Genomic DNA, 23299 nt, shown 5'->3' with positions numbered 1-23299 from the left:
GCTCAGCGGGCGAAGCGCCCCTGCAAGTCCAGCAGTGCCAGCGCAGCTTGCGCCGCTTCGCCGCCCTTGTTCTTCTGCTTCGGATCGGCGCGCACCAGTGCTTGCTCCTCGTTCTCGACCGTCAAAATGCCGTTGCCGATCGCAATGCCGTCCATGGTCAGCGCCATGATCCCGCGCGCGCTTTCGCCCGAGACGATCTCGAAATGATAGGTCTCGCCGCGGATCACGACGCCGATGGCGACGAAGCCGTCGTACAGCCCGCTGTCTGCAGCCATCGAGATTGCGCCGGGCACTTCCAGCGCGCCGGGCACGGTGAGCACTTCGGCCTCGTGACCCTGCGCTGCCAACGCTTCGCGCGCGCCGTCGATCAGCATTCGGTTGAGATGGTCGTAGAAACGCGCTTCGACGATCAGAAACTTGGCCATGGAATCACTCCGGAATGGGACGGTGGTCGACGATGTTGAGGCCATAGCCTTCGATCGCCACGACATTGGGTTGCGAATTGCTGAGCAGGATCATGTCCTCGATGCCCAGGTCTGCCAGGATCTGGGAGCCGATGCCGACATTGCGCTCGGCTTCGCTCTCGCCATAGCCGCTCGCCGGACGGCCAGTGATGATTACGATCACGCCCGAGCCATGATCGCCGACTGCCTGCATCGCCCGCTGCAAGGTGCGCTTGCGCGCCCCCGGCTTGCCGAGCACGTCGTCGAAGATCGAGATCGGATGGACGCGGGCGAGGGTGGGTTCGCCGGGCTTCACTTCGCCCTTCTGCAGGACATAGCTCTCGCTGCCGTCGACCGTGTTGCGATAGATCATCATCCGCCATGCGCCGCCATAGTCGGACTCGAAAGTGTCTTCGGCGACGCGCTCGACGAGGTGGTCGTTGCGCATGCGATATTCGATCAGGTCGCGGATCGTGCCGATCTTCATTTCGTGCTTGCGCGCGAACGTGACGAGGTCGTCGAGGCGGGCCATTGTGCCGTCCTCGTTCATGATTTCGCAGATGACGCCCGCCGGATTGAGACCCGCGAGGCGCGAGATATCTACCGCCGCCTCGGTATGGCCGGCGCGCACGAGGACCCCGCCGTCGCGCGCGGCGAGGGGGAAGACGTGGCCCGGAGTGACGATATCGTCCGGCCCCTTGCTCGCATCGATGGCGACCGACACGGTCCGCGCACGGTCTGCCGCGCTGATGCCGGTGGTGACACCGGTCTTGGCCTCGATCGAGGTGGTAAAAGCGGTCTGCATGCTTTCGCGATTGTCGCGGCTCATCGGTTCTAGACCGAGCGCCTCGACCCGCTTGCGGTCGAGCGATAGGCAGATGAGTCCGCGGCCGTGGGTGGCCATGAAATTGATCGCATCGGGCGTCGCCATCTGCGCAGGGATGATGAGATCCCCCTCGTTCTCGCGGTCCTCGTCATCGACGAGAATGTACATCCGGCCATTGCGGGCTTCGTTGATGATCTCCTCGGCCCCGACGATGACCGGCGTTTCGTCGTTCGCCTCAAGGAAGGCCTCAAGCTTTGCGAGCGTATCGGCGGTCGGGTTCCAGCCGTCATCGGCGCAATCGCGCAGGGTATTGGCATGCAACCCGGCTGCGCGGGCGAGGCCAGCACGGGTCATCAGGCCCTGCGAGACGAGCGAGCGAACTTTGTCGATAGTGTTCATGGCTCGGCTGACTATCACATCGAAATGTGATGTCAAACAACGCAATCACATTGCATACGGGTGTGGCGCATTCCGCCTGTGACAGCGAAAGTCGCACAATGAAATTAAAGAAAAATGGTGGACGCACTAGGGCTCGAACCTAGGACCCGCTGATTAAGAGTCAGCTGCTCTACCAACTGAGCTATGCGTCCACACTGCGGCTTGCCGCTCGCCCGTGGATGGGCGCCCCGAATCGGGGAGGCGCTCATATAGCTGGCCTGCTAGCGATTAAAAGGGCTTTTTCCGGTCGCCCGAGGTGCGTTCAGGAAATGAGGCCGGTGCGCGGGGCCCGGCGGTTCCAGCGGGCGACCATCATCAGCGATCCGATGCAGATCATGTTCGTCATCATCGAGCTGCCGCCATGGCTCATAAAGGGTAGGGGGATGCCCACAACGGGCGCGAGCCCCATGACCATCATGAGATTGATCGCGACGTAGAAGAAGATCGTTGCCGTCATCCCTGTAGCCAGCAATTTTCCGAAGCGGTCCTGACTTTCGCGCGCGGTTTTCAGGCCCCAGCCCAAGATCATGGCGAAGGCGGCGATCACGACAAGACCGCCGATGAAACCCCACTCCTCGGCCATGGTCGAGAAGATGAAGTCCGTCTGCGGTTCGGGCAGGTAGTTGAGGTGGCTCTGCGAGCCTTCGTTGAAGCCCTTGCCGCTCAGCCCGCCCGAACCGATGGCGATCTTGGACTGGGTGATGTGATAGCCATCGCCCAGCGGATCGCTTTCCGGGTCGAGGAAGGTGAAGACGCGTCGCTGCTGATAGGGCTGGAGGCCGAAGAAGAAAGCGATCGGCGCGAGGACGGCGGCAGCAGCTCCGGCAGCGAGAAACCAGCGCAGCGGCAGTCCTGCGACGAACATCACGACCGCGCCGCCGAAGGCCAAGGCGAGCGATGTACCGAGGTCGGGCTGCAGCAGGACCAGCGCCACCGGAGCGCCGATCAGGGCGGCCGCGGGAACGACCGATCGCCAGGTCGGGATCAGGCCGATAGGCAGGTTGGCGTAAAAGCGCGCAAGGACGAGGACGAGCCCCGGTTTCATCAGCTCCGACGGCTGCAATTGCATGAAGCCCAGATCGAGCCAGCGCTGGCTACCCCCGCCGACGAAACCGATCGCCTCCACCGCCATCAGCATGACGATAATCACGATGTAGACGGGGAAGGCGAAGAACTGTGCCAGTTCTCGACTGAACATGCTGATGACGAAGGCCATCGGCAGGAAGACCAAGAAGCGGATCACATGCGAGGAAGCATAGGGCTCCCAAGACCCTCCTGCCGCGGAAAACAGAACGAGCGCGCCGAAGCCGATCAGGACGAACAGCGGGAAGAGCATCCGCCAGGGCTGGCGGGCTATCGGATCGGGTACGATCCCGCTCACTCGGGATCGTCCGCCGGGGTGGCCTGTGGGGTCGATCCGGGCGAAGTCGGCCTCGCCGAGTTGGTGTCTTCGGACACCTCTTGGGCAGAGCGGGTATCGACGCGCGACGGGTTGGCTTCTTCGGCGATCGCTTCGGGCTGCCGCGCCGCAACACGCGCTTCGGCCTCGACCTGGTCGAAGATATCCTCGTCGCGCTCGGGCACCGGTGGAACCGCTTCTCCGGCCGCCGCCGCATAGGCGCGATATTTCTGATTGAGGCGCTCCTGCGCCGTGCCGCCCCATTGCTCTTCGAGCGGGCGCAAGGCTTCCATGCCCTTTGCCGGATCGAACATGAAGGTCATGACGTCCCGCGCAATGGGATAGGCCGAGCCAGATCCGCCTCCGTGCTCAATCACCACCGCGCCGGCGTATTTCGGCTTGTCGAAGGGTGCGAAGAACACGAACAGGCCGTGGTCGCGATATTTCCATGGACCCGTCTTGCCGTTCGAAATGCTCAGCGAAACCACCTGCGCGGTACCCGTTTTACCGGCCATGAGAATATCATCGAACGGCAGGCGGGCGCGCCCGGCCGTGCCGGGTCCGTTGACCGTGTCGCTCATCGCCTGGCGAACGTAGCCGATCTCCTCGGGGCTGAAGTCGAAATGCTCGAACTTTGGTTTCTCATCGGTCAGGCGCAGGCGCGGCATGACCCGGTTGCCGGTCGCGAGGCGTGCGCTCATCACCGCCAATTGCAGCGGGCTGGTGAGATAGTAGCCCTGGCCGATGGACGAGTTCACCGTATCGTAGGGCTGCCAGTCCTGATCGAACTTCTTTTTCTTCCACGCCGGATCGGGCACGGTGCCGTAGAATTGGCTGGTGACGGGAAGGGGGAATTCTTCGCCCAAACCCATTTTATGCGCCCATTTCGCGACATGGTCGAAACCGACTTGCTGTGCGAAGTGATAGAAATAGCTGTCGCAACTCTGGTAGATGGCCTTGGCCATGTCGACCGAGCCGTGGTTGCTCCAGCAGTTGAAGAAGCGATTGCCGATCCGCCGGCCGCCGCCACAGACAATGGTTTCTTCCGGCTTCACGCCTGCATCGAGGAAGGCCATGCAATGCATCGGCTTGACCGTCGAACCGGGTGGGTAGAGCCCTTTCAGCACCTTGTTGCGCAGCGGCACGCGCTCGTCATCGCGCAGCATGGCATATTCCACGCGGCCGATCCCTTGCGAGAAGCTGTTCGGATCGAAGCTCGGCATGGAGGACATGCAGAGCACATCGCCGGTTTCGCAATCCATCACCACGCAGGATCCGCTTTCGAGGCCGATGCGCCGCGCGGCATAATCCTGCAGCGGACCGTCAATGGTCAGGCGAACGGGATCGCCTTGGACGTCTTCGCGCGTTTCAAGGTCGCGGACGATACGGCCCGATGCGGTCACTTCGACACGCCGCGCACCGGGAATGCCCCGCAAATCAAGCTCGAACTGCTGCTCCAGCGCGTCCTTGCCGATCTTGTAGCCCGGGGTGATGAGCAGCGGGTTGCGGTCCTGCTCCTCGTACTCCTCGGCATTGGCGGGCCCGACATAGCCGATCAGGTGACCGACCGACGGGCCGGTCGGATAGAAGCGGGAGAAGCCGCGCTGCGGTACGACGCCGGGAAGGTCGGGCAGGCGAACGCTGACAGCGGCGAACTGATCGTACTTAAGGCCGGAGGCGACTTCGACGGGCTGAAAGCCGGGCGAGTCCTCGATCCGCTTGAGCACGTCGGCGGACTGGTTTTCGTCGAGCTCGAGTATGTCGGTAAGGACCGCGACCGTCCGGTCCGGATCGGGCGTGCGATCCGGGATGATGTCGACGCGGAAGTCGGCACGGTTGGATGCCAGGGGGGCACCGTTGCGATCGAGCAGCCAGCCACGCCGCGGCGGGATCAGCGACAGATTGACGCGATTGCTCTCGCTTTCGAGTTCGTATTTTTCGTTCTCGGCAATGGCAATATAGCCCATGCGTGCAGCGAGCAGTACGCCGAGCCCGCCCATCGCCGTGCCGATGGTGAAGGTACGTCGGTCGAAGGCATTGTCGAGCGTCGTCTGGCTGACGATATCGCGCCGCTTGTTCCTGTTGCGCAAGCCCATCAGATCGTCCTCCAGCGATGCAGCCGGAAGCGATCGAGCCGCGCGACTATGCGCGAGAGGATGGGGAAAAGCAGGATGGACAGCACAAGTTGGGGCACGAGAGCGATAAGCGAATGGATGTTGGGCGTGGCGCCGGATAGCAGCCAGCCAACAATCAGATACACGCTTACGACTATACCAGCGGTGAACCAGTCCTGCCAGAAGGCGCGCCACGGCAACCGACCTTCGAGGATCTCGATCCCGATCAGCGCGAGCGACCAGGTCAGTATCGCAAAGCCGAAGGGCTGACCGCTAAAAAGGTCGTCGAACAGGCCGAGCGGAATGCCGGCCCACACCGGCAAAAGACCGGGGCGCACGAGCCGCCAGCCGAGTAACATGAGAAAGCCGAGCGGTGGCAGGAGCGGCAGTGCGGAAGCTATCGGGAACAGCGGCAGGATCGACGCGAGGAGGATCGATCCCCACGGCACGACCGTCGCGAGGAAAGTCGAATGCGAGCGATTGATACGATTGCCGTAAGCGTCGCTGCGTGCGCGCGGGTCGATCCGCTCCATCAGTCGGACAGCTCGGTTTCGGTCGGCGTCTCGACTGCCAAAGCGGCTTCAGGCTCGAAAATCGGGTCGATGGAAACGAAGTCGGTCGCTGCCGGATCGCTGACCATGCGGGCAAGACCGCCGTCGTCGGTCTTTTCGACCAGGATCGCGACGGCAGCACCCGGGCGATAATATCCGCCTGCACCGCTCGTCACGAACAGATCGCCTTTTTCGAGCGGATTGATGCCGAGGTTGATCAGCCGGATGCGTAAAAGGCCGTCGCCGCGACCCTCGGCAAAAGCGACGACTTCGTCGCTCGCGCGGCGGACCGGCAGTACGCTTTCGGTGTCGGTTAGCAGCAGGATGCGGGCGCTATCGCTGCCGGTTTCGAGCACCCGGCCGACGACGCCGCGCGGCGAGCGGATCGGCATGCCGACCTCGACACCCTGATCGCTGCCTGCCCCGACATAGGCAAAGCGACGCGTGCTCGACGCCGTGGAGCCGACCAGCCGTGTGACGGCAACAGGTTCGATGTCTTCTTCCCGCAAGCCCAGAAGCGCCTTCAGGCGAAGGTTTTCCTGCTCGACCGCTTGTGCTTCGGCCAGGCGGATACGGGCAATTTCCATTTCGCGCTTGAGTTCGGCATTTTTGGACCCGGCGCGGTAATAACCGCTGATCGAATCCCAGATGCTCTTGCTGCCCGTGCGCACCGTGGCGGAAGTCTCGGTCGCCGGAGACACGCCATCGGCCGCCGCGCCTCGCAGCCCGCCGAACAGCTGGGGCTGGAAGAACGACAGCACCAGCAGCACGGCACCGATCAGGGCGCCGATCCCGGCGACGATATAGCCGGTGAAGAGATTGTACTGCGCCCTTCGCGAATAGCCCGAGCGCCGTTGGCCTGTCGGCGCCATATGCAGTCCCCCTTACGCCGTCATCAGGACGCCGCGATAGATCGGATCCTCCATCGCCCGACCGGTGCCGACCGCGACACAGGACAGCGGATCCTCGGCGATGGTCACCGGCAGGCCGGTTTCCTCGCGCAAATACTCGTCCAGCCCACCGATCAGCGCGCCGCCGCCGGTGAGGACGATGCCCTGATCGACGATATCGGCAGCCAGTTCGGGCGCAGTGTTTTCCAAAGCGATGCGGACGCCTTCGACGATCGCGCCGATGGGTTCGTTCAACGCCTCTGCGACGTGGCCCTGGTTGATCGTGATCTCTTTCGGAACCCCGTTCACAAGATCGCGGCCCTTGATCGTAATGCTCTCGCCAATGCCGTCCTCGGGTGCGCGGGCGACGCCGTAATCCTTCTTGATCCGCTCGGCCGTGGCGTCACCGATCAGCAGGTTGTGATGTCGGCGGACATAAGAGACGATCGCCTCGTCCATCTTGTCGCCTCCGGTGCGCACCGAGGTGGTGTAGGCCAGTCCGCGCAACGAGAGCACGGCAACTTCTGTCGTGCCGCCGCCGATATCGACGACCATGCTGCCGACCGGCTCGGTCACGGGCATGTCGGCACCGATCGCGGCAGCCATCGGTTCGAGGATCAGATAGACCTGGCTGGCGCCCGCATTCGATGCTGCGTCGCGGATCGCCCGGCGCTCGACGCTGGTCGAACCCGAGGGCACGCAGATGGTGATCTCGGGATAACGCATCAGGCTCTTGCGACCGTTCACCTTGCGGATGAAGTGCTTGATCATCTCTTCGGCGACGTCGAGGTCGGCAATCACCCCATCGCGCAGCGGCCGGATCGCTTCGATGCTGTCGGGCGTCTTGCCCATCATCATCTTCGCGTCGTCACCGACGGCCTTCACGCGCTTCTGGCCGTTGATCGTTTCCAGCGCGACCACGCTCGGCTCGTTCAGCACAATGCCCTGGTCCTGGACATAGACCAGCGTGTTGGCGGTCCCGAGGTCGATCGCCATGTTCTGCACGCCGAATTTGAAGAGGTTGTTCCAGAAGCCCATTTTAATTCGTTTTTCCGTTTGATCTTGGGTTGGTGCAGAGCGGCAAGCGAGTGCTGCATCGACCCGGAGGACAGGGATGGCGCGCTCTTTAACGATACAATGCGGAAATTGCCAAAAATTTCCTTATGGGCAGCGGTGGAAACTCGCTCGCCCGATCTCGGATTCGCGCCCGTTCATCGCTACAATCCGCAAATGCCGCAAATCCGCCGCCTTCCCGACGCTCTGGTCAATCGCATTGCTGCGGGCGAGGTCGTGGAGCGGCCGTCCTCCGCGCTCAAGGAACTGGTCGAGAATGCGATCGATTCCGGCGCGAGCCGGATTGCGGTGAAGCTGGTCGAAGGCGGGCTAGCGAGCCTCGAGGTCACCGACGACGGCTGCGGCATGACGGCGGACGAGATGAGCCTCGCGCTCGAACGGCACGCGACCTCGAAGCTGCCCGACGAGGCGATCGAGCAAGTCATGACGCTAGGCTTTCGCGGCGAAGCCTTGCCCAGCATCGCCAGCGTAGCGCGCTTCACGCTGGAAAGCCGGCCGCAAGGCGCAGACACGGGCTGGAAGAGGGTCGTCGACCACGGCGAGACGACTACCGAGGGACCTGCTGCCCTTCCACCCGGCACCCGCGTGCGGGTCGAGAACCTGTTCGGCAAGGTGCCTGCGCGGCGCAAGTTCCTGCGGACCCCTCGCAGCGAATACGCAGCCTGCAAGGATGTAGTGCAACGTCTGGCGATGGCGCGCCCGGACATTGCCTTCACGCTCGATCATGGCGACCGTCGTATCTTCGCGCTGCAGGGCGGAGAGACCCCGCAAGACCGTGTCGCCCAGATCGTCGCGCGCGAATTGAAGGACAATGGCGTGCTGCTCGATATGGAGCGGGGTGCGATGCGGCTGACCGGGGTCGCGGGCCTGCCGACGTATAATCGCGGCGTGGCTGACCACCAGTATCTGTTCGTCAACGGACGGCCGGTTAAGGACCGGCTGCTGACCGGCGCGGTGCGCGGGGCCTATGCCGACATGCTTGCCCGAGACCGCCATGCGGTACTGGCGCTGTTTCTCGACGTGCCGGCGGAGGATGTCGACGTGAATGTTCACCCGGCCAAGACCGAGGTTCGCTTCCGCGATGCGCAGGGTGTGCGGGGCTTTATCGTGTCCGGACTGCGACAGGCGCTCGCGACCGGCGACAAGCGCAGCGCGCAAAGTCCCGATGCGGGCGCGATGGGGCGCTGGCAGGCGGAACCCGAACGCGAAGAACCGTCTCCTGCGCTTCGCTCGATCTTCTCGGGCCGCGACTGGACCGGACCATCTCCCTCGCGCGTGTCCGAGCCGAATGAAGCCTGGCGCGGCATGGAAGCCGATGTGGTGGCTGCCCCGCGCGGGCGGGCGGAAGAGGCGCAGCCGGTCGCGGAGGAGGACAGGGACTATCCGCTCGGCATCGCCCGCGGTCAGGTCGCGAACACTTATATCGTTGCCGAGGCGCAGGACGGTCTTGTGCTGGTCGATCAACATGCGGCGCACGAGCGTCTCGTCCTCGAACGCCTTCGTGCGGCGGGGGCCGAGGATGCGGTGAAGCGCGAGCAGGTGCTGCTCATTCCCGAAGTGGTCGAGCTGGAGGAAACCGCCTGCGACCGGCTTGAGGACGCCGCGCCGAAGCTGGCCGAACTCGGCTTCCGCATCGAGCGCTTCGGGCCATCCGCCATGCTGGTGCGATCCATGCCGCACGCCATCGCCCGGACCGATCCCGAGAAGCTGCTGCGTGATATCGACGACGATCTTGCGCTCAACGGCGAGGCGCTGCTGCTCGGCGAGAAGCTCGATCTCGTGCTCGCGACGATGGCCTGCCATGGCTCGGTAAGGGCAGGGCGTACATTGCGGGTGGACGAGATGAACGCGCTGCTGCGCGAAATGGAGCGCACGCCTCGTTCAGGGCAATGCAACCACGGGCGTCCGACTTGGGTCAAACTGTCGATGGAAGACGTCGAGAAACTTTTCGGGAGGCATTGATGCGGATAGCAATTCCGGTGGCCCTGCTGGCTCTGGCCGCCTGTTCGGCCGAGCCGAGCGAGGAAGAACGCCAGGCTGCAGTTGCCGAGGTCGAGGCGAACCAAACACCCGTTCCGGAAGAGCTGGCGCTGGAGCCTATCGATTATCCCGATATCGAGCAGAACGACCTATATGGCGCCGGGTGCAACTTCGCTCCCGATGGCGGCGGGATGGGTGCCGTGGCGATCGCAATGGCGGAAGAAGGCTATCTCAAGCGCAAGGGCGAGATACTGACGTTCGCGGCAGACTCGGGAAGCAGGGAATTACCCTATCTCGCCCGCTCCAAATACGACGGGAAGGCCTATTCCTTCTCGCTCGCCATCGACGAGGCCAGCGAAGCACCGACCGGGATGGAAACCAGCGACTACTCCGGGGAACTGACGGTCGAAGACCAATATGGCGGCGTGGTCTACCAGGCCACCGGCATCGTGCAGTGCGGCGCCTGAACTAGTCCTCTATCGGCGCGTCCTCATCGCGTACGCGGATCAGGCCGTTGCTGATCATTTCTAGCACGGGTTCGTCATGCTGGTTGAAGGTCGTCGTCCGGCTCTTGAAAATGCCCATTTCGCGGCGCGACTTGCTCCGGCGCTTTTCGAGGATCTCGCTTTCGCAGCGCAACGTGTCGCCGGGGTACACGGGCTTTTTCCAGCGGAGCTGATCGACACCGGGTGAGCCGAGCCCGGCCTGCTTGTTGGCGGTCAGGTTCTCGACCATCATGGCCATGGTCATCGCGCAGGTATGCCAGCCGCTGGCCGAGATTCGCCCGAAATGGGTCTGCGCTGCGGCCTCGTCATCAAGGTGAAAAGGCTGCGGATCGTATTTGCTGGCGAAATCCAGCACCTCTTCGCGGGTGACTTCGTACCGGCCGAAGGACTGGCGGCTGCCGACTTCGATGTCTTCGAAATAGATCATGCCGACGGGGATGGATCAGAGCGCGGGGCGAAGCAACATCCAAATCCCCATACCGATCATGGCGAGGTTCTCGCTGAGCGAGATGAAGCCCAGCGGCACATTGCCCGACCCGCCCACGCATGCGCATTTGATGTCGCGCTTCTGGATATAAACGGCGTAGAATACGCTGACCGCTCCGATCGTGCCGATCGTCAAAGCCACCGGTATTGATATCCAAGGGAGAATTCGCCCGGCCATCAGAACCGCCGCGGTCGCTTCCAGGAACGGGTAGGCGTAGGCATAAGGCACCCACCGCTGGCCGAGCAGATCGTAGCCGACGAACATGGTCGAAAATTGCTCGACGTCCTGCAGCTTGAGCATCGCCAGCATCGCCATCGAGAAGGCGACGAACCATTCAGCCGTGCGGATGGTGAGGGGCGACTGATAGACGAAGAGGCTTAGCGCAACCGCGAGGGCCACGCCGACCGCGAAGACGGCAAGGACGGGGGTGTAACTTTTCCCGCTGTCGTCCTTCTTGTCGTATCCGAAATGCTTTCTGAGTTCGGTGTAACCACCAAGCCGCTCGCCATCGATGAAGGTCTGAGGCGTCGTTTTGACGCCATGCTCAGCTTTGAAGGCATCGGTTTCTTCGCGAGTGGTGAGGTGGTGATCCTCGACCGCAAAACCCTTTCGCTCCAGCAGCCATTTCGACTTGGTGCCATAGGGGCAGACATGCTTGTCCATCACCATGCGATAGAGTTTTGCGGTCTTGGTCATCCTTTCCACATATACCCCCGGGGGGTATGTTTCAACTCAGGCGCGGAATTTCGGCACGCCGGCATCGGGGTCGAGATCGGGAATGATCCGATAGCGAGCCAGCACGAGGCTGAAGAGACCGAAGAGCAGCAGGCCGATCGCGGTCAGGGTGAAAATGAACCCATCGCCTGCCAGGCTGGCAACTGCATCGCCCAGCGTCTTGATCTGGTCCGCACCGCCCGACATGAAGCCTGCCTGGAACAGCGACCAGCCGATGACGGTGTAGACGACCGCGCGGGCAAGAAAGCCCGCTCCGCCGAGCCAGCGCGTGAAATCGGGCGCCCGACCGCTGATGCGGTGCATGAAGCTGCCGGTGATGCCCTTCTTCGCCTGGTGAAACGCTGCCACGAACAGCGCGATGCCGAGCAGGCCGAGCACGATGCCGCCAAATTCGAACCCGAGGACGCCGGAGGCCGCCTCCTGCGCGCCGCCGCCGCTAGTGCCGGACGAACCGCTCGTATCGCTGGTGGCGAACTTGTAAGCCGAGTATGCGAGTGCAAGGTGGGCGACGCCGCTACCCGCATGGCCGATACGCTTGCCCCAGCCCTTGGCGTCCGATCCGTTGTTCTCGATGTCGAAGAACAAGGAGCAGAAGCGGAACAGCGCATAGGCAATCAGGCCGACGACCATGATCCACAGGATCACCGTACCGAGCGGAAACTCTTGGATCGCGCGGAAGATACCATTGGTGCCCTCGGCAATTTTCTGGGCGCTGGTGAGCGCGATCAGGCCGAGGACGAAATAGAGGATCGCACGGCTGAAATAGCCCACGCGCACCAACCAATTGAATTTTTCTGATTTGTCGACCACGTCGAGGCTCCCTGTTGTTCAGGGTGCTAACGTGGCGCGGTCGCAATCCGTTCCAGAACTATTGGTTGAGGGCAGGCCGCAGGGGATCGAGCGATCCGTCGGTCCGGCCACGGGGCGGCAGACCGATCAGCTCTCTCAGCAACGGCTCCACCGATGTGTTCCGGAACGAGGGCAGGGCGATCCCGGTGCGAAATGCCGGACCATGCGCAATGAAAAGCGACGCCATCTCCGGCGCGACGGGATCGTAACCATGCGAACCGCCCGTCCAACTGCTGTCTGAAGCGGTCGGCGCGATTGTCCAGCCCGTTTCCGCGAGGCAGAAATACGGCGGGATCCGGCGGTGCGTGCCGTACTCGAACCGCTCCGGCATTTCGTCCTTGCGCCAGCACTCCATGTGCTCGTGATCGGTTAGGATAGCCGCCTCGAACGCAGCGCGGTTGCCTTCGGTCGGCTCGAAGGTAGCGTAGGCTCCGCCCTCGACAAGGCGATAGAGCGACGGATCGACGATCGTGTCGAGCCCGATCATCCGCTGCGAGCTGGTAGCGGCCATGCCATGGTCGGAAACGATGACGAGGTTTGCCGGCTGTCCCAATTGCTCGAGGCCCGCGACCAGATCGGCGATGTGCCGGTCTATATCGCGCAGGGCGACACCGAGTTCTTCGTCTTGAGGGCCGACATCATGGCCTGCCGTATCGATAGTGTCGAAATAGAGTGTCACGAACTCCGGGCGGATATCCGCCGGACGACGCAGCCAGTCGAGCACGCTGTTGACGCGCTGCCTATTGCTGACCTGCATGCTGAATGCTTGCCAGTCGCTCGGCAACACGCCATCGTCTACCGGGCCGAAACGCTTGGCGGTGCCGCCCCATGGCACGGCCGAGCCCGGCCAGAACATCGCTGCGCTCCGGATACCGGCCTCTTCCGCGTCGACCCAGATCGGGCGCGCATCGGCCCACCACCAGGGATCGACGTTGGACATGCCGAAGGTCTCGTCCGGCCGCTCGGGGTCTTCCATCCGGTTGGCGGTTATGCCGTGATGATCGGGAACCAGCCCCGTGACCAGCGTCCAGTGATTGGGGAAGGTCTTGGTGGGGAAGGACGCCTCCATCCATGCTGTCGCGCCATTTTTGGCGAGACGAGACAGGGTCGGCGTGAGCCCGCGGTCGAGATAGTCCGGATGGAAGCCGTCGATCGAGACGAGGATGGTGACCGGCTCGCGCTGTTCCACCTGCGCTGCGGCAACTGGCGGAGCATCGGCATAGGTCGCACAGCTACCCAGCGTGGTGGCGAAACCAAGCGCAAGTGCGGCGGCAATCCGGTTCATGGGTTTCACCTCAGACGTTGAATTTAAAGAGCATCACGTCGCCATCCTGAACGACGTATTCCTTGCCTTCCTGCCGCAGCTTGCCGGCCTCCTTGGCACCGCCTTCGCCGCCCAGCGCAACGTAGTCATCGTAGGCAATTGTTTCAGCGCGAATAAAGCCGCGCTCGAAATCGGTATGGATTTCGCCCGCTGCCTGCGGCGCCTTCGCGCCATCGGGAAAGGTCCAGGCGCGTGATTCCTTGGGACCCGCAGTGAAGAAGGTCTTGAGGCCAAGTAGCTTGTAGCCCGCGCGAATGACACGGCTTAGGCCGGATTCGTCCAAGCCCAGTTCGGCGAGATATTCCGCGCGGTCTTCCTGCGGCATGGCCACCAGCTCGCTCTCGATGGCCGCAGACACGACGACAGCTTCGGCGCCTTCTGCCTTGGCCTTCTCGAACACGAGGTCGGACAGGGCGTTGCCCTTGGCCGCATCTTCTTCGGCGACATTGCAGACATAGAGCACCGGCTTGGCAGTCAGCAGCTGCGCCTGGCGGAACATGCGCGCTTCTTCATCGTCCTTGGGCTCTGTGAGGCGCGCAGGCTTGCCGTCGCGCAGCAAATCCAGCGCCTGGCCGAGCACGCTGGCCATGATCTTCGCTTCCTTGTCACCGCCCGTCGCGCGCTTCGCCGCAGCAGGCACCCGCTTCTCCAGGCTTTCGAGGTCGGACAGCATCAGCTCGGTCTCGACCACTTCCGCATCGGCGATTGGGTCGACCTTGTTGGAGACGTGCTGGATGTCGTCATCCTCGAAACAGCGCAGCACGTGGACGATCGCATCCACCTCGCGGATATTGCCGAGGAACTGGTTGCCTAGGCCTTCGCCCTGGCTCGCGCCCTTAACCAGGCCGGCGATGTCGACGAAGGCCAGCTGGGTGGGCACGACCTTGGCCGATTTCGCAATCCCGGCGATCTTGTCCAGCCGTTCGTCCGGGACCGCGACCTGGCCGACATTGGGCTCGATCGTGCAGAAGGGATAGTTTGCGGCCTGCGCGGCCTGCGTTTCGGTAAGGGCGTTGAAAAGGGTGGACTTGCCGACATTCGGCAGGCCGACGATCCCACAGCGGAAACCCATCGATAACTCCGGAAAATGAGGTGTGGACGCGCCCTTAGCGCCGCCGCCGCAGGAATGCCAGAGCGTCAGACGTTATGGACGGCCTTGATCCAGGGGCCATAACCGCTCTCGCCCAGCCAGCCGACCTGGACGTTGGCGGTGACCTCGTTGATCGGAATCTGCGGTTTCGGTCCGGGATGCACCGGCGTGCGCAGCGGACGTGTGCCCGGCGGCATGGCGATGATCGCGGCAATGGCATTGGGCACGTCCATCGGATCGGCACTGCGGGTGGAGCCGTCTTCCTCGCCCATGCGCGCGACCACCTGCGGATAGCCGCTGGTGTGGATGTCCTCGGCGCGCTCCTTGAGCTGGGCCGAATAGATGTTGCGGTTGACCCAGACTTCGGTCGGATAGCCGCCCGGCTCGATAATCGCGACGTCGATGCCATGTGGCACCAGTTCGTAGGCAAGCTGTTCGCTCATCGCCTCCAGCGCAAACTTCGTCGCGGAGTAGTGGCCGGCATTGGGTACGATTACACGGCCGAGCTGGCTGGAAATCGGCACGATCAATCCCGAGCCGCGCTCGCGCATGCCGGGGAGGACGGCGCGGGCCATGCGGTGGCAGCCGAAGACATTGGTGTCGAAGATCAGCTGAGTGGCTTCCATGTCCTGCACCTCGACGGGTGAGGAGATGCCGATGCCCGCATTGTTGACCAGCACATCAATCGCGCCGCCTGCAATCCGCTCGGCCTCTCCAACACCGGCAGCCACCTGGGCATCGTCGGTGACGTCGATCTCGATGATTTGCAGGTCGAGATCGTCGGCTTCGGCCAAGGCGCGCAATTCCGCGGCCTCGGGGCGCGGCAGATTGCGCATGGTGGCGAACACCTTGGCACCCTTGCGCGCGTAATCTTCCGCCATCAGCCGGCCGAAGCCTGAAGAGCAGCCGGTGATAAGAATATTCTTCCCCGCCAGGCTGGCGGGGACCGGCGTGCTCTGGGCCAATGCGGCGCGCGCGCCTACGACGGCCACTCCCGTGGCAGCTGCTCCGGCGAGAAGGGTACGGCGATTGATGCTCGGCATGGCTCTCTCCTAATGTCGTGACTCTACCTAGCACCCGCGCTGCGGATTGACAGGGTCTCTCCGATGCGAAAATTTCACGAAGATTTCAGGCAATCTTGCTAAGCGGCAAACCATGTTCAGCAAACGCCATTTTGCATCGACCCTCGTGCTGGCCGCGGCGCTTGCCGCGTGTTCGCCCGATCCCGCCACGCGCTTCGCGACCGCCGAGGAAGCCTTCGCGGCCAACGACTTTCGCGCAGCGCGAATTTCGCTGATTGCCGGGCTCAAGGAACAGCCGGGCGACCACGAGATGCGGCTGCTGCTGGCGCGGGCGCAACTGGCGCTGGGAGACGGGGAGGGGGCGGCTTCGTCGCTCGACGCCCTTCCTGCGGAGTTCGCCTCGCAACCTCGCGTCGCCATCGTGCGCGCCGAGTCCGACATCTTGCGGGATCGTTTCGACGAAGCGCTCGCGGGGGTGGCCGACATCGAAACAGGCGCGGCCGACCGCATTCGTGCGCTGGCCTATATAGGGCAGGAGAAGTTCGACGAGGCGGCGGAAGCCTTCGCTACTGGCGCGGCTCGCGACGAGGTCGATCCACGGCTGCTGGCTGCATACGGACGGTTCGCCCTGGCGAATGGCGATCGCGCCAAGGCAGCTGAACTGGTCGAACAGGCGATCGAGAGCGATCCGCAACTGGTCGAGGCGCATCTGGTCCAAGGCTTGGTAAGAGAAAACCGCAACGATCTGAGCGGCGCGCTTATGGCCTATGATCGGGCGCTGGAACTGCATCCCGACAATTTCGACGGCCGCCTGGGTAAAGCGCAAATGCTCGCCCGGCTCGACCGGTTCGAGGAAGCGGCCGTTATCGCCGACAATCTGGCGGCCGAAGCGCCCGAGGACCGCTCGATTGCGTTCCTCCAAGCGCGGATCGCTGCGGGCGAGGGTGAATGGCAGGCCGTGCGCAAGATTTTGCAGCCTTACGAAAACGAGCTGCGGTCCGCTGCGGGACTGCCTGCGATCTACGGCGAATCGCTGATCGAGATCGACCAGCCCGCGCTGGCGCTCGGCGTGCTGGAGCCGGAATTGAACCGGCAGCCTAACTCGCGCCCGCTGCGCCGGCTTGTCGCGCGGGCGCAGCTGGCCGGTGGAGATGCACGCGCCGCCCTCGGCACGATCCGCCCGCTGGCGAGCCGGGCCGATGCGACGCCTGCCGAATTGCGCCTCGCCGCCCGCGCCGCAGAACGGACGGGAAGCAGCTCTGCCGAAGAATTCGAGCGGCGCGCCGAGATGCCGTCTGCCGAGTGGGTCGGCGGTGAATTGGCCAAGGCGGACCAGGCGCTGCGCAACCGGCAGTGGCGCGACGCGGAAACCCGGTACGAGAGCATTCTATCACGCACCCGGTCCGATAATGCGATGGTGCTCAACAACCTCGCTTTTGCGAAAGAGAAGCTCGGCAAGGAAGAACAGGCCCTCGAAATCGCCCTACGTGCGGCCAGGCTGGAGCCGGATAACGCCTCCATTCTCGATACCGCCGGCTGGCTTCTGGTCCAGACCGGATCGCGGGCGCGCGGTCTCGAAATGCTGCGCCGGGCAGCGAAACTCGCTCCCGACAATCCGACGATCCAGCGGCATCTGACAGAAGCCACAAAGGGATAAATCTCTTACGCCCGGTCCATGTCGGCTATTTGAGCACCAGACACGAAAACGGCGCGGGATCCACTGGTCTCGCGCCGTTGTCCGTGAGCCAGGAGGCTAATCTATCAGGCGTAGGCAAGCCGTGCCGGAGCTGCTGCCAGCGGGCGGCGACGGCGGGTGCCGACCGCAAGCCCGAGGAAAGCGAGGCCGAACAGCAGCATCATGCCCGGTTCCGGAACGTCGGTGCCGCTCGTCGTGCCGCCGCTGCTCGTCGAGGTCTGGCGACCGCTGGCCGAACCGACGCCATCGACACCAGTGACCGACTGGTAGCGCACGAAGAAGTCGTCGAGCGTCAGCGAAGCCGGAGCAGTTCCGCCGAATTCGAGGCTCAGCGTGCCGCTGCCGCTATCGCCGTCGAACACGCCGCCCGAACCGCCGCCGGAACAGCTGCCGGTGCGCCCTGCCTGGAAGCAGACGTCGACTGTACCGATGCCATTGGGATAGTTCGAGCCGGTGTTTGTATAGCCGTAAGTTCCGGTGCTGGTGGCCGAATCGATATCCGGATCGGTGTTGAAGGCGAATCCAGAAACGCGCGAGCCGATGCCGTCGCCATCCGCGCCGGTGTTCGTCATCGTATAGTCGAAGGTGTAGACGCCATTCTCGATACCGGTCAGCGTGAGCGTAAGCTCGGAGCCGAGGCCATCGATCGAGGGGCCGCCGTCGACGAAGCCGTCGAAGGTGATGGTGAAGCTTTCGCCGACCGATCCGGCATCGAGCAGGATCGGGTCTGCAGCTGCCGGCGCGGCGGTCGCCACCCCGACAATGGCAAGTGCCCTTAGGAAAAGTCGTTTCAAGTTCACGGTAGCCCCCGTCTCGGTGCCCAAACTATTGATGGCGTCGGAATGTCAGGAGTGACGCGTCAAAGCCAGCGGGACGAAGTGCCTGTCTCATTAGGGAACACCCTGCAGCCGGTTGGCTAATTGCAACCTCGCGCGGCCCGATCAGCCCTGCATTCGCATCGCGAAATCGCTCATGAAGCGGGCGTTGTCCCCCGCGGCCAGCCAGCCTGCTTCTGCGGCAATCGCGGCGAGCATATCGGCCAGCGGGTCCAACTCATCCTTGGCGTAATTGCCCAGCACATGGCCGGTGACCCGCTCCTTGCTGCCGGGATGCCCGATGCCGATGCGAACCCGGCGGAAATCGGGGCCGAGATGCTGGTTGATCGAACGCAGCCCGTTATGGCCCGCCAGACCGCCACCGTCCCGCACCTTCACCTTGAATGGCGCCAGGTCCAGCTCGTCATGGAACACTGTGAGGGCATCGGGTTCCAGCTTGTAGAAACGCAGCGCCTCGCCCACCGCGCGGCCGCTTTCGTTCATATATGTGGCCGGTTTGAGCAACAGGATCTTCTCATCGCCGATCCGTCCTTCTTGCGTCCACCCGGAGAACTTCTTCTGTACCGGCCCGAACCCGTGGATTTCGGCCAGCACATCGCACACCATAAAACCGACATTGTGCCGGTGTAGGGCGTATTTGGGTCCGGGATTTCCAAGGCCTGTCCAGATCTGCATCAGCGCCCTCTAGCTTCGTGATCCCCAAAAGCAAAACGCCGGCCCATTGCTGGACCGGCGTTTCGTGTTTTCTTAGCTGGATGCGGAGCGGATTATTCGCTCTTTGCTTCCTGCTCGTCCGCGGCGTCGTCGTCCGGACCCTGCTCGGTAGCAGCGGTCTCGCCCGGCTCCATGCCTTCGCCGGTCTGGTCTTCGCCTTCGGCGCCTTCGCTCTTCTTGAGAGCGGACGGGGCGACCAGCGTTGCGATGGTGAAGTCGCGATCGGTGATCGCGCTTTCGCTACCCTCGGGTAGCTGTACTTCGCTGATGTGGATCGAATCGCCGACTTCCTTGCCGGTGACGTCGATCTCGATCTCGCCGGGGATCTTGTCATTGTCGCACACCAGCTCGAGCTCGTGGCGAACGACGTTGAGCACGCCGCCCTTCTTGAGGCCGGGCGATGCTTCCTCGTTCAGGAACACAACGGGCACGTTCACTTCGATCTTGCCGCCCTTGGCGAGACGGAAAAAGTCAGCGTGCTCCGGACGGTCGTTGACCGGGTGCAAGGCGACGTCCTTGGGAATTGTGCGGACCTTCTTGCCGTCGAGCTCGATTTCCACGATCGAGTTCATAAAGTGGCCGGTGCCAAGCTGGCGAACCAGCTCCTTCGCTTCCACATGGATCAGGGTGGGTTCTTCCTTGCCGCCATAGATAACGGCGGGAACACGGCCTTCGCGGCGAAGTTGACGGGAGGCTCCCTTGCCAGCCCGTTCGCGCGCCTCGGCCGGCAGGGTCAGAGCGTCGCTCATTGCACATACCTTTCGAATGCATATTGAATGTTCGGTCCCACCACGCCTCCAGGGATGACCATGGTGCCGAAGGGCGCGCGCCTAGCAGGTCCGGCGCGAAAGGCAAGCGCTTTGGCCGGGTCGCGCTATTCGACGCGGGTCACAACATATCCGTTCGCCCGGAGCAGTGCAGGCAGCCCGTCGTCACCGAGCAGATGCCCTGCACCTACGGCGATCAGCGGCCGGTCTCTCGCGGACAGCAGGTTTTCGATGCGTGTGGCCCAGGCGGTATTCCGGTCGATAAGCAACGCCTGACGCAGTTCCGGGTCGGCCAGCATCCCGCTCTGTGTGAGCCGTTGCAATTCTTCCGTATCGCCTTCGCGCCACAATCGGGCGAGGCGTCCGGGATCGCGTCCGTGCGTGGCCGCCTCTTCTAGCACTGCATTCAGCAAATCACGTTGCTCCGCGCGGGGCAGACTGTCGAACATCGCAAGTTGCGAGCGGGCCCCCTCAAGTTCGATCAGGTCGCGGCCTTCGAAAGCTTCGATGAGCGCGCGATCGGCCCCATTCTCCGGCTGCCCCTCCTGAGCCACCTGGGCGAGGGCGAGGGCAGCGGCCCAGCTTTCCATCGGATCGAAGTAGCTGCGGCGTACCTTGGCTTTTACGAGCAGCTCGTCGAATTCGTCGCGCAAATCCTCGCGAATGCGGGCGCGGATCGGGCCTTCGGGCCGGTCGAAAGCCATATCCTCGAACAGGGCGGACAGCTTGGCTCCGTCGCCCAAATTGCCCACCTCGACAACGAGCATGTCGGCATCCTCGATCACCTGTTCAAGACGAGGGGAACGCCACGCTATATCGTCGGGCAAGGCATGGACCGTACCGAACAGCCAGCCTTCGACCGCACCGTCCTCCCGCGCGATTTCCCACAGCGCGGGGTAGGTCGTCTGCTCAGGCGGCTGCGCGGGTTGCTGCTCGCAAGCCGTCAAGAGCGCCAGAGCTGAAAAACCGAAGACGAGACGTTTCAACATGCCGGTCTTCCAGCCGAAACTGCCGGGCTGTGCAAGTGGCACGCCGCAGGCGCCCCCGCGCGGAGCATCTTACTGGATCCGGGTGACCGCTATATCGCGCCCGGCAAGGTAATCCTGGACGCTCTTCTCACCCGCCAGGTGACCGGCGCCGACGGCGATGAACACCGTTCCGGGCGTATCCATCCGCTCATCGATCCACTCCGCCCAATTGGCATTGCGATCGTAGAGCAAAGCCTTGGCAAGCGCGGGGTCGGTAAGGCTCCGGTTCATGAGTTCGGCCAAGCCATCGGCATCGCCGGCGACCCATTCTGCCAGCATCTCATCCATAAGGGGGACGAGTTGGTCGATATTATCGATCGTGCTCATCAGAAACTCGATCTGTGTGTCCTGCGGCAAGTTGTCGAACACGCCGATCTGGTATTCGACCGTCTCCAGCGCATCGCGCGCCACCGCCTCGCCCGCACTAGTCTCGACCACGTTTTCGACGCCGCTCTCGGCCGTCCAGCCATTCTTGAGCAGGGGGAGCACCGCCATGGTCATGCCGGCGAACCACGGCTCGAACCGGTCGAAGGCGTTCACGGGGAGGCCGAAGCCTGTGAGCGCCGCTTCGTATTTCGCCGCCTGTTCTTCACCCAGGATACCGCGGAGGGTCTCGCCCTCCGGCAACATGGCCTGCATCGCGATCGCTTGCTGCGATGCAGGATCACTGGTCGCATCGGCCGGGATCTCGGTCACGAGGGTATCGGCGGAGCCGAGCGCGGTTTCGATCGGACCCTTATACCATTCCACGCCATCGGGCAGGGCGTGGACTGTGCCGAAGAGGTAGATGGTCGTATCCTCGTCGGCGACCTTCCACAGCGCGGGGCCTTCGCCAGTGCCCTGTTCGACAGGCGCAACAGGGGTAGAGGCAACGGCGCTGTCTTCGGCATAGGTGGCACAGCCCTGAAGCATAAGCGCGAGGGGGGCGGTAGCCAGAAGGAGGTCTTTCATATCGGTTATCTCTCAAGTGAAGGAAGCGATCAGTTAGCCTTGCGATACAGCCAGACGATGCCCCAGACAGAAATGACAAGCAGGTACACGATCATCGGTTCCTGCGGCGGGATCAGGGCGGCGCGTTCTAGCAGCCACCAGCATGGTGCGATTATCGAATAGACATACATCGCGATGATGGCGCCATCGCCGGAAGCGCGTTTCTCGAACTCATCGGCATTGGCGTACCAATAGAAGCTCAGGAGCGGCACGAGTAATGCGATGGCGGCGACGACGATGAACGCGACGGTCGGCGAAAGCGATCCATTGCTGAAGACGCCGTTGTCACCGTTGGCCAGCCCTGCAATGGAAAGTGTCAGTCCGATTATGCCGCCGAGTGCGCCGCAGGCGACCAGCACCCAGTTCGCGCGTCTGGTTTTCGCCGATTGCGGTTCGCCGGTCAGAAACCCCGGCTTAAGCCTGACTATCCCCCAGGCGCACAAAGCGATCAAACCGATCGCGACCGCCAGAAGGATGCCGCCGCGCATCGAGAACCCACCCTTTTCGGCGGCGGACATCAGCACGCCGGTGACGAAACCTAGCAGGGCAATGAGGATGAACCCCAGCGTACCCACGCCCAGCCAACGGCGGAACGGGGAAGTTTGCTCGCTTACAGGAGCATCGAAATCAGTCGAGTTCGTCATCGAAGATCTCCTCGATAGGCATGTTGAAAAGGCGGGCGATGCGGAAGGCGAGCGGGAGCGAGGGATCGTGCTTGCCGGTCTCGATCGCGTTAACGGCCTGCCGCGATACGTCGAGATGCATGCCGAGCTCGGCCTGGCTCCAGTCGCGTTCGGCGCGAAGGACCTTGAGGCGGTTCTTCATACAGTCTGCTCCATTCATGCGGTCCCCCGGATACGGGCCCAGGCGTTGCCTACGAAGAAAGCTGCGACGTAAGAAGGCAGGCCGACCAGCGTCGCGAAATTGCGGCTGCGCACTCGTTTCCGGCGCTTGGTCATGGGTGGGTTGGTCATGGAAACTCTCGTCGCAAGGTCGCCGAGGCAGCGCGTAGGGCACACCGCCCCGGCGGTAGAATCACGCTCAGGCGTCGGGATCGACGTCGAGGGCTGCGAAGCGGTCTTCGCGGGCGGCGGAAATGGCGAGGCGGACTTCGACATTCGCAGCCTCGCGCAATTCGGCGCGGCACTGCGTTTCCGCAGCCATCACCGTCAGACCTTTGCCGGCGATGGTGCAGGCCTTGCGAATGGCGCTCTCGACGCGGCCTTCCAGGCGATCCTGACCTTTCGCCGAGGCGAGGTCGAGATCGGTCGTTTCAACGGCAATCGAAGGAATGCTGCTCGCGATGGCCTGTGCAGGCAGGATCGCGAGGGCAGCAGCAATCAGGACGGTCTTTTTCATGTCTCTTCTCCAATTGGATATTCGGTCCAGTGGTAGGTCAACCTTCCGTTATGTCAGGTTGTGCTGACTATATGTCGTGATTCGCTGACCATGTCAACAAGGCCTGACAAAAAGTTCTGTTGACTTGTCTTTTGCCGGGTGCGGGCCTTGCGCCATTGACGCGTTTTCGCCCTTGCGCCAT

At 63.1% G+C, this 23299-nt stretch carries 25 protein-coding genes and 1 tRNA gene; 3 read left to right on the top strand and 23 right to left on the bottom strand.

Annotation, left to right across the window (positions count from 1 at the left end; all coding sequences use genetic code 11):
• Positions 1 to 2 precede the first annotated feature (2 nt).
• The 8 genes from ribH to P8R33_RS09470 all read right to left on the bottom strand — a co-directional run bounded on the left by ribH (position 3) and on the right by P8R33_RS09470 (position 7699).
• The gene (gene ribH / locus P8R33_RS09505) at positions 3 to 425 is read right to left on the bottom strand and encodes a 6,7-dimethyl-8-ribityllumazine synthase (protein WP_278328732.1); all 423 of its coding nucleotides are present in this window, start codon (positions 423 to 425) and stop codon (positions 3 to 5) included.
• Positions 426 to 429: 4 nt separating this feature from the next.
• On the bottom strand, positions 430 to 1668 hold the full coding sequence (ribB, locus tag P8R33_RS09500) for a 3,4-dihydroxy-2-butanone-4-phosphate synthase (RefSeq protein WP_278328731.1): 1239 nt from the start codon (positions 1666 to 1668) through the stop codon (positions 430 to 432).
• A gap of 115 nt (positions 1669 to 1783) precedes the next feature.
• Positions 1784 to 1859, bottom strand: a tRNA-Lys gene (locus P8R33_RS09495).
• 110 nt (positions 1860 to 1969) lie between these two features.
• On the bottom strand, positions 1970 to 3043 hold the full coding sequence (rodA, locus tag P8R33_RS09490; protein ID WP_278328835.1) for a rod shape-determining protein RodA: 1074 nt from the start codon (positions 3041 to 3043) through the stop codon (positions 1970 to 1972).
• Positions 3044 to 3084: 41 nt separating this feature from the next.
• Positions 3085 to 5202, bottom strand: coding sequence for a penicillin-binding protein 2 (gene mrdA, locus P8R33_RS09485; RefSeq protein ID WP_278328730.1), 2118 nt, complete (start codon positions 5200 to 5202; stop codon positions 3085 to 3087).
• A complete protein-coding gene (gene mreD / locus P8R33_RS09480; protein ID WP_278328729.1) occupies positions 5202 to 5753 on the bottom strand; it encodes a rod shape-determining protein MreD in 552 nt (183 codons plus the stop codon). Before mreD ends, mrdA begins: the two co-directional genes overlap by 1 nt.
• Positions 5753 to 6643, bottom strand: a complete 891-nt coding sequence (gene mreC / locus P8R33_RS09475; RefSeq protein WP_278328728.1) for a rod shape-determining protein MreC — start codon at positions 6641 to 6643, stop codon at positions 5753 to 5755. Before mreC ends, mreD begins: the two co-directional genes overlap by 1 nt.
• 12 nt (positions 6644 to 6655) lie before the next feature.
• Positions 6656 to 7699 carry a rod shape-determining protein gene (locus P8R33_RS09470; protein ID WP_278328727.1) on the bottom strand — a complete coding sequence of 348 codons (1044 nt, stop codon included), beginning with the start codon at positions 7697 to 7699 and terminating at the stop codon, positions 6656 to 6658.
• Between the two features lie 192 nt (positions 7700 to 7891).
• On the opposite strand from P8R33_RS09470, the gene mutL reads away from it, so the two are divergent.
• On the top strand, positions 7892 to 9697 hold the full coding sequence (gene mutL, locus P8R33_RS09465; protein ID WP_278328834.1) for a DNA mismatch repair endonuclease MutL: 1806 nt from the start codon (positions 7892 to 7894) through the stop codon (positions 9695 to 9697).
• Entirely contained in the window at positions 9697 to 10182 is a 486-nt protein-coding gene (locus tag P8R33_RS09460) for a hypothetical protein (protein WP_278328726.1), read from the top strand. Before mutL ends, P8R33_RS09460 begins: the two co-directional genes overlap by 1 nt.
• A 1-nt stretch (position 10183) precedes the next feature.
• On the opposite strand, the gene P8R33_RS09455 is transcribed toward P8R33_RS09460, so the two are convergent.
• From P8R33_RS09455 to P8R33_RS09430, 6 genes are all read right to left on the bottom strand, one after another.
• Entirely contained in the window at positions 10184 to 10648 is a 465-nt protein-coding gene (locus P8R33_RS09455; protein WP_278328725.1) for a MaoC family dehydratase, read from the bottom strand.
• A 15-nt stretch (positions 10649 to 10663) separates the two neighbouring features.
• The gene (locus P8R33_RS09450; protein WP_278328724.1) at positions 10664 to 11404 is read right to left on the bottom strand and encodes a glutaredoxin family protein; all 741 of its coding nucleotides are present in this window, start codon (positions 11402 to 11404) and stop codon (positions 10664 to 10666) included.
• 36 nt (positions 11405 to 11440) lie between these two features.
• Positions 11441 to 12253 carry a DUF1206 domain-containing protein gene (locus tag P8R33_RS09445; RefSeq protein WP_278328723.1) on the bottom strand — a complete coding sequence of 271 codons (813 nt, stop codon included), beginning with the start codon at positions 12251 to 12253 and terminating at the stop codon, positions 11441 to 11443.
• A 58-nt stretch (positions 12254 to 12311) separates the two neighbouring features.
• Positions 12312 to 13577: an alkaline phosphatase family protein gene (locus P8R33_RS09440; protein ID WP_278328722.1), complete on the bottom strand. Its 1266-nt coding sequence runs from the start codon at positions 13575 to 13577 to the stop codon at positions 12312 to 12314.
• A gap of 10 nt (positions 13578 to 13587) precedes the next feature.
• Positions 13588 to 14688 (bottom strand): redox-regulated ATPase YchF, encoded by a 1101-nt coding sequence (gene ychF, locus P8R33_RS09435; protein WP_278328721.1) that lies wholly within the window; start codon positions 14686 to 14688, stop codon positions 13588 to 13590.
• 65 nt (positions 14689 to 14753) lie between these two features.
• The gene (locus P8R33_RS09430) at positions 14754 to 15749 is read right to left on the bottom strand and encodes an SDR family oxidoreductase (protein WP_278328720.1); all 996 of its coding nucleotides are present in this window, start codon (positions 15747 to 15749) and stop codon (positions 14754 to 14756) included.
• Positions 15750 to 15861: 112 nt separating this feature from the next.
• Between P8R33_RS09430 and P8R33_RS09425 the strand changes: the two genes are divergently transcribed.
• On the top strand, positions 15862 to 17385 hold the full coding sequence (locus tag P8R33_RS09425; RefSeq protein ID WP_278328719.1) for a tetratricopeptide repeat protein: 1524 nt from the start codon (positions 15862 to 15864) through the stop codon (positions 17383 to 17385).
• A gap of 104 nt (positions 17386 to 17489) precedes the next feature.
• Here the strand turns inward: P8R33_RS09425 and P8R33_RS09420 are convergent, their stop codons facing one another.
• The 9 genes from P8R33_RS09420 to P8R33_RS09380 all read right to left on the bottom strand — a co-directional run bounded on the left by P8R33_RS09420 (position 17490) and on the right by P8R33_RS09380 (position 23118).
• Positions 17490 to 18179 carry a cistern family PEP-CTERM protein gene (locus P8R33_RS09420; protein WP_278328718.1) on the bottom strand — a complete coding sequence of 230 codons (690 nt, stop codon included), beginning with the start codon at positions 18177 to 18179 and terminating at the stop codon, positions 17490 to 17492.
• A gap of 186 nt (positions 18180 to 18365) precedes the next feature.
• Positions 18366 to 18935, bottom strand: a complete 570-nt coding sequence (gene pth / locus P8R33_RS09415; protein ID WP_278328717.1) for an aminoacyl-tRNA hydrolase — start codon at positions 18933 to 18935, stop codon at positions 18366 to 18368.
• 92 nt (positions 18936 to 19027) lie between these two features.
• A complete protein-coding gene (locus P8R33_RS09410; protein ID WP_278328716.1) occupies positions 19028 to 19723 on the bottom strand; it encodes a 50S ribosomal protein L25/general stress protein Ctc in 696 nt (231 codons plus the stop codon).
• Between the two features lie 125 nt (positions 19724 to 19848).
• Positions 19849 to 20730, bottom strand: a complete 882-nt coding sequence (locus P8R33_RS09405; protein ID WP_278328715.1) for a TraB/GumN family protein — start codon at positions 20728 to 20730, stop codon at positions 19849 to 19851.
• Positions 20731 to 20799: 69 nt separating this feature from the next.
• Positions 20800 to 21720 (bottom strand): TraB/GumN family protein, encoded by a 921-nt coding sequence (locus P8R33_RS09400; RefSeq protein ID WP_278328714.1) that lies wholly within the window; start codon positions 21718 to 21720, stop codon positions 20800 to 20802.
• A 29-nt stretch (positions 21721 to 21749) separates the two neighbouring features.
• The gene (locus tag P8R33_RS09395; RefSeq protein ID WP_278328713.1) at positions 21750 to 22403 is read right to left on the bottom strand and encodes a hypothetical protein; all 654 of its coding nucleotides are present in this window, start codon (positions 22401 to 22403) and stop codon (positions 21750 to 21752) included.
• Entirely contained in the window at positions 22387 to 22584 is a 198-nt protein-coding gene (locus P8R33_RS09390; protein ID WP_278328712.1) for a helix-turn-helix transcriptional regulator, read from the bottom strand. The genes P8R33_RS09395 and P8R33_RS09390 overlap by 17 nt, the downstream gene beginning before the upstream one ends.
• Positions 22585 to 22598: 14 nt before the next feature.
• Entirely contained in the window at positions 22599 to 22733 is a 135-nt protein-coding gene (locus P8R33_RS09385) for a hypothetical protein (protein WP_278328711.1), read from the bottom strand.
• Positions 22734 to 22800: 67 nt separating this feature from the next.
• Positions 22801 to 23118: a UrcA family protein gene (locus P8R33_RS09380; RefSeq protein ID WP_278328710.1), complete on the bottom strand. Its 318-nt coding sequence runs from the start codon at positions 23116 to 23118 to the stop codon at positions 22801 to 22803.
• Positions 23119 to 23299: the final 181 nt, after the last annotated feature.

It is taken from the genome of Qipengyuania flavescens, assembly GCF_029688735.1.
GTDB lineage: Bacteria > Pseudomonadota > Alphaproteobacteria > Sphingomonadales > Sphingomonadaceae > Qipengyuania.
The sequence above is the reverse complement of the archived record's forward strand: the minus strand, read 5'-3'. Positions and strand labels throughout refer to the sequence as shown.